The sequence below is a fragment of the Leptolyngbya cf. ectocarpi LEGE 11479 genome (assembly GCF_015207065.1).
GTDB classification, from domain to species: domain Bacteria; phylum Cyanobacteriota; class Cyanobacteriia; order Phormidesmidales; family Phormidesmidaceae; genus Leptothoe; species Leptothoe ectocarpi.
This window is the reverse complement of sequence record NZ_JADEXP010000003.1, coordinates 14,829-27,149: the sequence shown is the minus strand read 5'-3', so window position 1 is coordinate 27,149 and position 12,321 is coordinate 14,829. Positions and strand designations below refer to the sequence as shown.

Below are 12,321 nucleotides of genomic sequence, written 5' to 3'. Positions count from 1 at the left end.
CCGAGGATTGAGATATGGATTTAGCGATCGCAGCAATTGTATTTGGAACAGTACTCGTCTTTTTTAGTAAAGACGTACTGGGTTAAATGGACTAGTATAAAAAATCTGGCATCGCTGAAGAACGCCTTTGGACCTGCCCAGCTTAATCTTATGGCCAACGCCTAGTCTGTAGTTCCAAAAAAATCAATACGATAACCTTTGATCTTGAGCCCAGTACGCTGTTCAACTTCTTGAATGACTGTACTGGGCAATTTAATGTCAATATCGATAATTTTTTGGGTGTCTAAGCAATTTACATGACTGTGAGAACTATTTTGATGACCATATAACCGTCCATCAGAACGCTCGACACATTCAATAATGCCTTGCTCGAATAGGGCTTCAAGATTTTGATACACAGATGTGTGTCCTATCTTTTTACCCCGTTGATTGAGCTCATCATAAATTTCACGGGCTGATAGATGCTCTTGTAAATCCCATAGCAGCTCCAAAATATAGCGGCGTTGACGACTTAATCGCATCCCGAGGGATTGGCAACGTTCGATTGCGTCTGAAAAGGAGGAAATGCGTGAGGACGGAAGGTGCATGATCTTTTCACAGTCAGCCAATACCAAACTCACTCTAGCTTGCTTGTTTTAGAGTTGTCTATTTTTTTAGGTTCACTAGCACTAGTGAGTGGTAGTGATTAGCTCTGAATTTGTAGGGACTCAGTCTCAGGAATGAGCTGAACTGAAGAGCCGTTTGCCGCAGCTGATGTGTCATCTGTTGTTCCGAAAAAATCTGGGGGCGTCGACAGAGGCGTTGGCGAGAGCTGATCCTGTCGTTGGTGAGATAGTTCTCGATCATGTGATATCAGGTGCTCAGCGACGCTGAAATCTAGAGGGTGTGGCTGAGATTGTTGAAACTGAATATTCTTAGACGTTTGAGTAAGTATTTTAGGGTATTTGCTAGTCGAGGAATCACTAGCTGAAGGTTGCTGCGCCACCACGGTTAGAGCTGGGACTGTCAAGGTTTTCGGGACAGAGGCTGTATCACGCTGGGCTCGATAGTGGTCAAATGCCTGTATAACGGCCTCATGGCGACGGTTCTGATCCTGACGAATGCTAGGTAGCGTGTTACCAAGGCCAGGAGCATTCCAGCGCTGGGTTTCTGGCTCTAAATAGGCATAGGTTCGAGCCCAGATAATAGCCTCATCATGTTTCATGCCCTGCTGTTTGGCTTGCACTAAGCGATCGACATAGCCGCCTGGTTCTAGGGCCGCTCTAGGAGACTGATTGGCTAAGTCCAGGCCATTGAGAATTTCTCCTAAACTCATGTTGAGTTTTGCTTGAGTGGCCTGATGCGCAATTTGCTTTCCTTGTCGTGTTAGTCGCTGTAGTTGTTTTCTATCCGCTTCTTCAGGAGAGTGAGCACCGTGCTGGTATGAAAATGTACCTATATTCCACACACCATTGCCTGGATCGGTGTGGCCATAGTATGCACGTGTGGGTTGTCCACTGGCAGCTCGAGTCCCTTCTGCCCTACCGATTACTCGTGCTACTAGAGAATTGGACCCGCCCTCATAAATCCATCTTGGTAGCTCAGACTGGCGGGTTGGCAATGTTTGAGATGTCGGTGTTTGAGACATCGGTAGCTTGACTACACGTTGAGTTGGGGTGAAGCTAAGACCGATAGGCTTTTGAGCAATCTCAGTCCCCAATGGGGTGTCATGAATTGAGGGGGAGCTATCTGGATGCAGCACACGGGCAGAGGGGAATGCTGCCACGGGGGGAGGCTCTAAAATTCGCGCAGATGCGATTACATTGTGTGGCAATGTCCCTGCTGACGGGCGTACTCTTGTAGGAGGCTGACGGGCTTCTGGGGGAATAGGCAGGGCACTTGTTGTTCGGGCTAAGGCTGTCCTCTGCGCTGCCTGAAAAGTTTGAATAGCAGCGTTTGGAGACGACTTGCCAGGTACCGCAGGCTTGAGTGCGAGGTCATTCTCAGCCAAATCAAAATTCACACCTAGCGCTTGAGCAGGCCGAGCACATAGTGTGGTGACTAATAGGGAAAATGCGCAGAGGTGATGGAGTTTGAAGCGAAGCATAGCAGTTAGGCATTTAACAATAGGAACATAAAGAAGAAAATTTTAATTGTTGAGATTGTTGATCCCGATATGACGTTATCTATCAACCCTCGACCAGTCGAGAATTTGACAGATCAGCTCATCTTTTATGTCGACAACGGCTAAATCAGTGACGGCAAATTGTTCGCTAGCTGTCAGAAGACTTTTCTGTCGGGGATGTGGGAGATTTAAAGTATTCTTGATGAGTGTTTTCAGCTTTGCGTTTATTCGCAGAATGACGAGCTGAGACAGCACGCTCTAGAATCCCGGTAGAGGGCTCAACAATAATCCAAGTCCCATCTGGTTGCCGCCGTAAGGTGGCAAATTGAATATGTCTACCCCTACCCATGGTTTGGCCAGCTTTAACATCACCGAATCTTGGTCGTCGTAACCCACAGAATCTAAATAGATAGGCTGGAACTTCAGGAGTGGAGTAAATCACACATTGCTCAATGGTGCTGGGTTCTACTTTGCCTAAAAAGGGGGCTCGTAGAGCCTGGCGTTTCAGCTGAATTGAAATATCGCCTAAGCTACCGACAACAAGATGCTCACCAATGAGATCTCCCGGTTCTAACTCCCATTGTTGGTGAATCTTTATGACCCGTTTGGGGGGGATATTTCCGGTCTGGCAACTACTCAAAACCAGACTGAATAATAAGATCCATCTGCTAGGCTGAAACCTACTCAAAACTGAAGCGATAACCTGCATACTCATCATTTTCATAGAGGATTACAAGGCTAGTGCCTGGATCAAAAGCCAGGGGATAGGCTTCTCTCTCGGCTGTTACACCCGATCTCACATTAAGGGTGGGGAGCTGACAGTAGGGTTCATTGACCACCTGCCGTACTCGTTCTTTAGCGCCTCTTTCTGGAATGGTGAGTAGTTCTACCAGTTGTTCTCGTGATAGCCTGGCGGCATCGCTGATAACGGTATTGCAATCTGCTTGCTGATCCATAGATTGAGCCGATGGCAAAAATGTTCTGAGGCTCTCAATATCGATTAATAATGACGCTAGGAGCATTGTTAGGCTAACAGCAACTAGGGGTTTAGGCCCTAGGCTTTGAGAACGTGGTCGTTTAGGCAATGGTTTGTGATAAGTCATGGTGAGACCTTGCGAAGAAAAATAAACAACTTGGAGATCGACTAATCTGAAATTTTATATGGTGAGACTTAGAAAAGTGAGATTTAGAAAAATGTGTAGAAGTTCTGGGGGATGAGTGAAGTCAATGTTTATGGAAAGTCTTCATACTATGAGAAGCGACCGCCAATCAGTAAACCAACAAGAGTCATCAAGGTGCGATAGCCTAGCACTGGATTGGGACGAGGGCTGACAATTGAGGAACAGAGACTAATACCGATGCCAAGAATAAAAAGGACGGCTATCGGAGTCCATAGAGCGGGATAAATTTGAAAAATCTGATTGAGCAAGATGCGGGCAATCATGGAGCCGATGCACCAAATCGCACCATCAAGAAAGGTGAAGTTTGAGTTACGAGGACGTTGCTGATCAGCGAGATGACGGCTTGCCCATCGTTGAATGCTCCGATAGGTCAGTTGGCTAAAAGCTTGTAGCTCGTGTACTAACCTATCGAAGACGTGGATGTTTTCCCATCCCGGTCGCTCAGTATGGCGTTGGGAGGTATCCAGGGCATATTTGAACAGTGGAGATCGCTTTCTTAAGGTGGCCGCATTCGATGAAGCATCGTGCTCAGCCTGTCGAAAATTGACCGTGTGAAAGCTTAGCTCCAGATAGCCATTGCGATCGCGCTGCACCATTGGAATCGTAATCGTTTGGCATGTTGCTAGAAAGCGAGCAATATCGTCAATATCAGGAGATGTCCCTGGCTGACTCTGTTGGACCAGACTCTCACCCAGTGTCTGCAGCTGTCGTAGGGCCTGCTGTTGTTTCTGGGCCAAGCTTTCCAGGATGGCCAAAGACTCATCAAACTGCTGCAGACTGTGGCTAGACGGAGCCAGAGGCGGTGTTTGTCCTGGCCGCTGTCGCAGGGTCTCAATGGCAGTTGTGACCTGTACCAAGTTAGGAGAAGGGGCCGGTTGGCGCGATTGACCCCAGGGAGACGCTACGGTCTCTCTGGGAGACGCTTTCAGGGTTTGTAGCTTCTGCCGAATGGTTTGCAGTTCCATCTCTAAATCGTTCATGGTGCAGACGGGGATGGGGAACGAATAGACTAAACAATGTCTATTGATACAAATGTACCATATATATTCTAGAGATGATCAGATTTGCGATGGAATTTTGGCCTGTGTGTTCAACCCCTGTGATCTCCTGCAGAGAGTTTCTACAGTGACGGCGGGAACGATCCTCACACCTAATGGTCCTCTCTCAATCGGGAGCTTTTTTGCTATCAGCCGCACATTCTGCAATAAATCAGGAGCTTTGGTCTCTGGGATCGTGGATATCTTGTTCAATGGGCGTTAGCACATTATGTATGCCTGATGGATTAAGCGATCATGCTCGAATTTATTACACTTCCCGATGCTCTGCCCCCAGTGGCTCCTTATTCCCATGCTGTGAGGGCAGGAGATTTTTTGTTTGTGACGGGGCAGTTAGCTGAGGATGCTGACTCTGGTGAAGTTCTAAAGTTAGATATTGAGGCCCAGACGCAGCAGGTGATGGAGAATCTCAGACGGGTGTTGACCCATGCGGGTACCCGATTTGAAAATGTTGTTATGGTGCGCATTTTTGTGACCGATTTTCGCTATTACGAGATTGTGAATCAGGTCTATGCGTCCTACTTTGATCAGGCTCGGTTACCTAGTCGTACAACGGTGGGCATAACGGCATTAGCGGGCTATGGCGATGTGGAAATAGACCTGATTGTTTACTGTGGTGATTAAGGTGATGTCTGACTGTCTTATTTGACATTGCCAGTAGTTGGGGGAGCGCATAATTCTATCCAGTTTCTGCCACAGATCCGGTGTCTTGTAGGTATAGTGACTTGCATATGGTGTTGGACGTCGTCCTATCGGCGACTGAGGAACGATTATGCAAATGTTTGCCAGCTGGGCTCGCAATTTTTATGGCCAGAGATTTTTCTCGGCCATAGGTCTCTCTCTAATGATGGCCAGTCCGTTGGCGGCAGCTCCGATGTCTATCGATCAGACCGAAACCTGTGATCTGCTTGTAGTAGGCGGCGGGCTAGCTGGCGTGGCCACCGCCTATGAGAGTTTGCATGCTGGGCGGACAGTCTGTCTGACGGAAATGACGGATTGGCTGGGCGGACAGCTCACCTCCCAGGGGACAACTGCATTAGATGAAGCGAAACGTCAGCGTCAGTTAGAGTTTTATGCGGCAGGTTATAAGCAGCTGCGGCAGCAGGTGCTGGAGCGCTACGGGCGGCAAAATCCAGGAGACTGCTGGGTCAGTGCCGTTTGTTTTTTGCCTGCGGATGCCCATGACATTTTGGTAGACATGCTGGATGAGGCGGCTCGTGAAGGGGGGGGACGGCTGAAATGGTTTCCATCCACGGTGGTGAAAGAACTCGAGATGGAAGGGGCGATGATTGGGGGTGCGATCGCAATCCAACACAGCCCAGCCCCCGATGCTCCCCCGCTTAATACCCAGACCTTATCAGCCTACTTTGAAGACGCCTACCGTTATGCAGACTCAGAACGCCTAAGCAAACGGATCATCCGCTTTCAGCCTAGCGGTCACGAAGGCCCTGCCGACTGGTATGTGGTCGAAGCCACCGAAACCGGCGAAGTGATCGCCTTAGCCGGGGTGCCCTATCGTCTCGGGTTAGATCCTAAAACCTACTTAAACCCGTCGTCTCCCACGTTAACCGGAGATTCCTACTGCACCCAGGGGTTTACCTACACCTTTGCTATGGAGCGCACGGAGTCTCCTCAACCCCAAGCGAAGCCTGCATACTACGACACCTATGCCCCCTACTTTAGTTTTGAGCGGCAGCGTGACAATACTAATTACATCGATTTTGTCTTTACCTATCGGCGCATACTCGCTCCAGGCAAACGTCCCGAAAAGCGAATTTTCGGCGTCAGTGACATTAAGCCCGGCGATATCTCCATGCAAAACTGGACCTGGGGCAATGACTATCGACCCGGCACCGCCGTAGATAATTTAATTTATGCACCGGACCAGCTGGCAGCGACCGGTCAGTTAGAGCCAGGCGGCTGGCTGGGGGGCCTGCGGGTAGACACCCTGCGGCGCGGTGAAGAAAATGCCTTTAGCTACTACCACTGGTTAGTGACGGGGCTGACCGACTCGCAGCTGGGGTATGGCGTCAAAGATGTGGACCTGCGGTATCGCTTTTTGAGCGGGTTTGAGGCCCCCATGAATACGGCCCACGGATTGTCCAAATACCCCTATATCCGTGAGGGGCGGAGGATTGTGGGACGCCCTGCCTATGGTCATCCTGAGGGATTTATGATCAACGAAATCGATATTTCCCGCGTCGATTACAACGATGAATACTACCAGACCCAGCTGCCCGACAGTATGTATCTCTCCCTGCGGCGAGCGCTGGCTGGGCTAGAAACCACCTCAGCTATTGATGCGAGGCAGACCGCCACCGATATCCCTCGACGGACCCGCTCCACCATCTTTCCAGACTCCCTTGGCATTGCCCAGTATGCCATCGACTTCCACCCCTGCATGGAGCAGTCGCCGCCAGAGCTACCTGGCAATACTGAGCGGGCGGGGGTGCGTCGCGCCCACGGCCAGAGCTATCCTGGGCAAATTCCTTTGCGGGCTATGATTCCCCAAGACGTCGATAATTTGCTGGTCGCCGGTAAAAGTATCGCCACCAGCACCATTGCAGCGGCTGCCTACCGCGTGCATTCGTTTGAATGGTCAGCGGGAGTCGCAGCGGGCGCGACGATTGACTATGCCCTAGACAATCAGCTGCTGCCCTATACCCTAGTGGACGATTTGCCGCGAGCAGAGCCGGGCCTAGCAGAGCTGCAGCAGCGTCTCCAAAAACGCGGAAATCCCACCGCCTTCCCAAATACATCCATCTTTAATCTGGATTGGGAAGACTGGCGGGTCTGGTAATCAATTAGGCTTGCCCCTAAGCGGCGTGGCTGCCAATAATCTCAGCAAGGCCAGGAACGGCGGCTTCTACATCGTTTTTAACCGACTTGCGCAGCTTTTGGTAAGTGGCACTGACCACGCCATTGCTGGTTTTCTCAATGCGAGCATCGGTGACGCTGAGAATGCTGTCAGCGGTGCGATTGCTATGCTCACTCAGATACTGAACGGGATCACCAGCCGCAGCCCCTTCTTGCCAGATGGGGTCAATGGCCTGACACGCCTCTGGCAGCAGACGATTAATCGCTCCAGGAATATAGCCAGCACCGACGCCTTTGATCACACCGTAGGCTGTTTTCATCGCCATGCCCGATAGGCCGCCCTTAGCTGCCACCTGGGCATCAATTAATTTGGTGCAGTCCTCGACAATATTGGCACGGACAGTTTCATCTTGGATTTTTTCGTGTAGTCCCATAAGGATTTACCTAAATATCAATATAAGGAATGCGACACAGACTTGACTGTCAATGAGGTTAGAGCTGTGAGGTGAAACGTCCTGGCAAATCATCAGGACTCCTCTAAAGCTGTATTCCCTAACCCATCAACAAAAATCGTCCTAATTCGTAAAGAATTAACATCACCATTATTGTTCCAGCTCGCCCCATTCCCTCAGACAACTTTGCGGGATCTTTACGACCCTAGGCTAGAAGCAGCGCAAATAGACCGCATAGGGCAATGCCATCTAACACACCGGCTCCACCGATGCTGAGGACGCCCGGAGACAAACGCTCAATCTCTCTTAAGTGCAAGAGATCCGCGCCAATTAGGGTACCCAAAATGCCCCCTGCAAAGGCAATACTAGGAGCCGCTGCTGCCCCCAGCAACCAGGCACAGACGACAGCCGTTAGCGGCGCAATCATCGCATTCATGCGGATGCCGGTACCGGGAACAATTTGAGCGGCGCAGTAGCTGACGACTGTAACAATGGCCGTCGTGATCAGAATCGGCAGCACATGACCTCGGGTGAGCTGATAGAGCGCTAGCACGACCGGAATCAGACCGCCCCCCACGTTGAGGGCCACCACAGTGCGCTGCCCCTGGGACCACGGCATCCCGGCGGGCTGCAGCCGCTTTGGATACTTTTGGTACAGAGGAATATTAATCGTGCTGCCAATAACGATGGCTGCCAATAAGAGGATAGCCAAACCAGGGGCAAACCCTAGTTTGGTGACAGCGACGGTCACCATATCCACTGTCATCCCTGTAATCACCAGGGGCAGTAGCAGCATCACAAATAAAAACAGCACAACAGGCAAAACGATCATGGTTATCTAAACCCTGAGATGACGTTGACGGTGCCTGAGGCCAGATTGCATTACCTAATAACCAACCTAGGCACATATCCAGTGTGGCGTTTGTATCCGGGGCTATGGGGTAGAAAACCCCGTACTTGATGGGACGGGTCTCGTTGGGCGACCTCTCGTCCCGGCGGCCATATAGTACGCTGATAAACCTAGCTGTTTCGTTTTCGGCCCTATCACCATGTCTGTTCGCGTTCGGATTGCTCCGAGTCCCACTGGCAATCTCCACATTGGTACCGCCAGAACCGCTGTATTTAACTGGTTATTTGCCCGTGCCCAGGGCGGCACATTTTTGCTGCGGGTGGAAGATACGGACCTAGAACGGTCGAAACCCGAATACACCCAGAACATTATGGATGGCCTCCAGTGGTTAGGCCTGAGCTGGGACGAAGAGCCCGTCTATCAAACCCAGCGCATGGGTCTCTACCAGCCTAAGATTCAAGCGCTGTTGGACCAAGGACTGGCCTATCGCGCCTATGAAACCCCTGAAGAACTAAACGCCATGCGGGAAAAGCAGAAAGCCCGCAGCGAGGCTCCCCGCTATAACAATCAGCACCGCGACCTCACCCCTGAGCAAATTGCCGCCTATGAAGCCGAGGGACGCCAGGCAGTGATTCGTTTCAAGATTGACGATGGCCGCGAGATTACCTGGAATGACATGGTGCGCGGTCCGGTGACCTGGAAAGGCCGGGACCTGGGTGGAGACATGGTGATTGCTCGGGCCTCATCCAGTAATGAAATTGGGCAGCCCCTCTATAACTTTGTGGTAGTGGTAGACGACGCGGATATGGGCATCACCCATGTGATTCGCGGCGAAGACCATGTGGGGAATACTCCCAAGCAAATCCTGCTCTATGAGGCGCTGGGAATGCCTGTGCCCGAGTTTTCACACACACCGCTCATTTTGAATGAAAAAGGGGCCAAGCTGTCTAAGCGGGATGGGGTGACCTCGATTTCAGACTTTCAGGCCATGGGGTTTACCCCAGAGGCGCTGGCCAACTATATGACCCTGCTGGGATGGTCGGCTCCTGAGGCCCAAGAAATATTCACCCTAGATGACGCAGCTAAGCTGTTTAGCTTTGACCGAGTGAATAAGGCGGGGGCTAAATTTGACTGGGATAAGCTGGACTGGATTAATAGTCAGTACCTACACGAAAAATCTCCAGAGGACCTGTTGCCGTTGATGGTCCCTTATCTGGCTGAGGCGGGATATGAGTTTGACGTAGAGGCCGATCGAGATTGGCTGCTCAAGCTGTCGGCTTTGGCTGGTCCTAGCCTCACACGGCTGACAGACTGTGTGGATCTGAGCCGGTTTTTCTTTTCGCCAACGATGGACTTTGCCGATGCGGCGGTGGCGCAGCTCAAAAAGGACGGTGTAGCCGATGCGATGCAGGCTGTTCTAGATGCGCTAAAAGCCCACGACGGTTTAAGCGAGGTGGGTGATGTCAAGGCACTCATTACCCAGGTGACAAAGGCCCTTGGTGTAAAGAAAGGACTGATTATGAGATCGCTGCGAGCCGCTCTGATGGCGGATATGCAGGGACCGGATCTGGCTGAATCCTGGCTGATCTTGCACCAGCGAGGCTTTGACCAGGGCAGACTGGAAAATGCGATCGCACTCGCCCGCTAATTTCCCCGTTATTCATCACTCGCTGACAGGTTATTTCGTAAAGGATTGTTCCTATCTGAGAATTTACGTTACATTTAGTAAACAATGTAGCCAATAAAACTGTATTGACCTACGGGCAAATCCAAGTTTGCCCGGCTGGCCCTAGTACATAAGTTTTCAATGGCTACCATAAAATGTAAAACGTGCTTTGCCCTTTGGGGCAGAGGCAGTTAGCACTGTTCATTTAAAACGAGGCCACCGAGATATGAAGCTTTCTTGGAGAGTCATTCTGCTCTGGACGCTGCCAGCCCTGTTGATTGGGTTTTTCTTCTGGCAAGGTTCCATGGGCGGAGACCCCGCAGATATGAGTCGGAATACGGCGAGTACCCGTATGACCTACGGTCGGTTTTTAGACTATTTAGATTCTGGCCGAGTGACGGCGGTTGACCTCTATGAAGGCGGTCGCACAGCCATTATTGAAGCGGTTGATCCGCAGCTGGATAATCGAGTCATGCGCTGGCGTGTGGATCTGCCCGGCAGTGCCCCTGAGCTGGTTGAGCGTCTGCGTGATTCGGATATTAGTCTAGATTCCCACCCACCTCGCAACGATGGTGCTGTGGTCGGTATTCTAGGCAACCTGCTATTTCCGTTTCTATTAATTGCTGGTTTGTTCTTCCTGTTCCGACGCTCCAACGGTGGTGTTGGCGGTGGTCCTGGTCAAGCGATGAACTTTGGTAAGTCCAAGGCTCGCTTCATGATGGAAGCCAAGACAGGCATCATGTTTGATGATGTCGCTGGTATCGATGAAGCTAAAGAAGAGCTACAAGAAGTCGTTACTTTTTTGAAAAAGCCTGAGCGCTTTACCGCTGTAGGTGCCCGCATTCCCAAGGGTGTGCTGCTAGTCGGCCCTCCTGGAACCGGTAAAACATTGCTGGCTAAGGCCATTGCCGGTGAAGCCGGTGTTCCTTTCTTCAGCATCTCTGGTTCTGAATTTGTGGAGATGTTTGTCGGTGTCGGTGCGTCTCGTGTCCGTGACCTGTTTAAGAAAGCTAAGGAAAATGCGCCCTGCATCATCTTTATTGATGAGATTGATGCTGTGGGTCGCTCCCGTGGTTCGGGTATCGGCGGTGGTAACGATGAGCGCGAGCAAACCCTCAACCAGATGCTCACCGAGATGGATGGTTTTGAGGGCAACAGCGGCATCATCGTGATTGCGGCGACCAACCGGGTGGATGTTCTAGACTCGGCACTACTGCGTCCCGGTCGTTTCGACCGTCAGGTCTCGGTGGATCCACCTGATGTTAAGGGCCGTGTGGAAGTTCTAGAAGTCCATGCCCGTAATAAGAAGCTGGCAGATGAGATTTCCTTGGATGCGATCGCACGTCGCACCCCTGGCTTTACCGGTGCTGACCTGGCCAACTTGCTCAATGAAGCCGCTATTCTAACGGCCCGTCGCCGTAAAGAAGCCATCACCATGCTGGAAATCGATGATGCGGTAGACCGTGTTATCGCCGGTATGGAAGGCACACCTCTGGTAGACGGTAAGAGCAAGCGCCTGATCGCCTACCACGAAGTCGGTCATGCTCTGATTGGTACTTTGGTCAAAGCCCATGACCCCGTGCAAAAAGTGACGCTAATTCCTCGCGGACAGGCACAGGGTCTCACCTGGTTTACCCCCAGCGAAGACCAGATGCTGATTTCTCGCTCCCAGCTCTTAGCTCGGATTACCGGTGCGTTGGGCGGTCGTGCTGCTGAAGACATCATCTTTGGTGATGCTGAGGTGACCACAGGTGCTGGTAATGACCTGCAGCAGGTGACCTCCATGGCCCGCCAGATGGTGACTCGCTTTGGTATGTCCTCTGAGCTGGGTGCCCTGGCCTTAGAGAATCCCCAAGGTGAGGTCTTCCTAGGCGGCAGCTGGGGCGGTCGTTCGGAGTATTCCGAAACAGTGTCACAGCGAATTGACGAGCAGGTGCGTGTCATCGTTGAGAAGTGCTACGACGATGCTAAGCGCTTGGTTGAAGATAACCGGGCAGCTGTGGATCGGGTGGTTGATATTCTGATCGAAAAAGAAACTCTCGATGGTGAAGAGTTCCGTCAGATTATCGCCGAGTACACCACGGTTCCTGAAAAGGAGAAGTTTGTTCCCGTTCTATAGCTGTGTGAGAACATCGCCCCTTTGACACACTCAACTTGTTGGGGTTAAGTGCTAGGGGATAGGCTCAAAACTATAAT

11 protein-coding genes are annotated in these 12,321 nt (G+C 51.2%); 4 read left to right on the top strand and 7 right to left on the bottom strand.

Annotation, left to right across the window (positions count from 1 at the left end; genetic code table 11):
* Positions 1–161 precede the first annotated feature (161 nt).
* The 5 genes from IQ260_RS00965 to IQ260_RS00945 form a co-directional block, all read right to left on the bottom strand.
* The gene (locus IQ260_RS00965; protein ID WP_322744865.1) at positions 162–608 is read right to left on the bottom strand and encodes a Fur family transcriptional regulator; all 447 of its coding nucleotides are present in this window, start codon (positions 606–608) and stop codon (positions 162–164) included.
* 77 nt (positions 609–685) lie between these two features.
* Positions 686–2,086, bottom strand: a complete 1,401-nt coding sequence (locus IQ260_RS00960) for a hypothetical protein (protein WP_193989979.1) — start codon at positions 2,084–2,086, stop codon at positions 686–688.
* Between the two features lie 166 nt (positions 2,087–2,252).
* Positions 2,253–2,744: a hypothetical protein gene (locus IQ260_RS00955; protein ID WP_228015329.1), complete on the bottom strand. Its 492-nt coding sequence runs from the start codon at positions 2,742–2,744 to the stop codon at positions 2,253–2,255.
* A 40-nt stretch (positions 2,745–2,784) separates the two neighbouring features.
* Complete coding sequence (locus IQ260_RS00950; RefSeq protein ID WP_193989978.1) at positions 2,785–3,207, bottom strand: hypothetical protein; 423 nt, start codon at positions 3,205–3,207, stop codon at positions 2,785–2,787.
* Positions 3,208–3,353: 146 nt separating this feature from the next.
* Entirely contained in the window at positions 3,354–4,265 is a 912-nt protein-coding gene (locus IQ260_RS00945) for a hypothetical protein (RefSeq protein WP_193989977.1), read from the bottom strand.
* Between the two features lie 312 nt (positions 4,266–4,577).
* Here IQ260_RS00945 and IQ260_RS00940 point away from each other — a divergent pair, with 312 nt between their 5' ends.
* Entirely contained in the window at positions 4,578–4,964 is a 387-nt protein-coding gene (locus IQ260_RS00940; RefSeq protein WP_193989976.1) for a RidA family protein, read from the top strand.
* A 148-nt stretch (positions 4,965–5,112) separates the two neighbouring features.
* Positions 5,113–7,140 carry an FAD-dependent oxidoreductase gene (locus IQ260_RS00935; RefSeq protein WP_193989975.1) on the top strand — a complete coding sequence of 676 codons (2,028 nt, stop codon included), beginning with the start codon at positions 5,113–5,115 and terminating at the stop codon, positions 7,138–7,140.
* Positions 7,141–7,156: 16 nt separating this feature from the next.
* Here the strand turns inward: IQ260_RS00935 and IQ260_RS00930 are convergent, their stop codons facing one another.
* On the bottom strand, positions 7,157–7,591 hold the full coding sequence (locus IQ260_RS00930) for a DUF6918 family protein (RefSeq protein ID WP_193989974.1): 435 nt from the start codon (positions 7,589–7,591) through the stop codon (positions 7,157–7,159).
* 223 nt (positions 7,592–7,814) lie between these two features.
* The gene (locus IQ260_RS00925) at positions 7,815–8,441 is read right to left on the bottom strand and encodes a DUF1614 domain-containing protein (RefSeq protein WP_193989973.1); all 627 of its coding nucleotides are present in this window, start codon (positions 8,439–8,441) and stop codon (positions 7,815–7,817) included.
* Positions 8,442–8,658: 217 nt separating this feature from the next.
* Here IQ260_RS00925 and gltX point away from each other — a divergent pair, with 217 nt between their 5' ends.
* Both gltX and ftsH2 read left to right on the top strand, forming a co-directional pair.
* Positions 8,659–10,107: a glutamate--tRNA ligase gene (gltX, locus tag IQ260_RS00920; RefSeq protein ID WP_193989972.1), complete on the top strand. Its 1,449-nt coding sequence runs from the start codon at positions 8,659–8,661 to the stop codon at positions 10,105–10,107.
* A gap of 244 nt (positions 10,108–10,351) precedes the next feature.
* Positions 10,352–12,244 carry an ATP-dependent zinc metalloprotease FtsH2 gene (ftsH2, locus tag IQ260_RS00915; RefSeq protein WP_193989970.1) on the top strand — a complete coding sequence of 631 codons (1,893 nt, stop codon included), beginning with the start codon at positions 10,352–10,354 and terminating at the stop codon, positions 12,242–12,244.
* Positions 12,245–12,321: the final 77 nt, after the last annotated feature.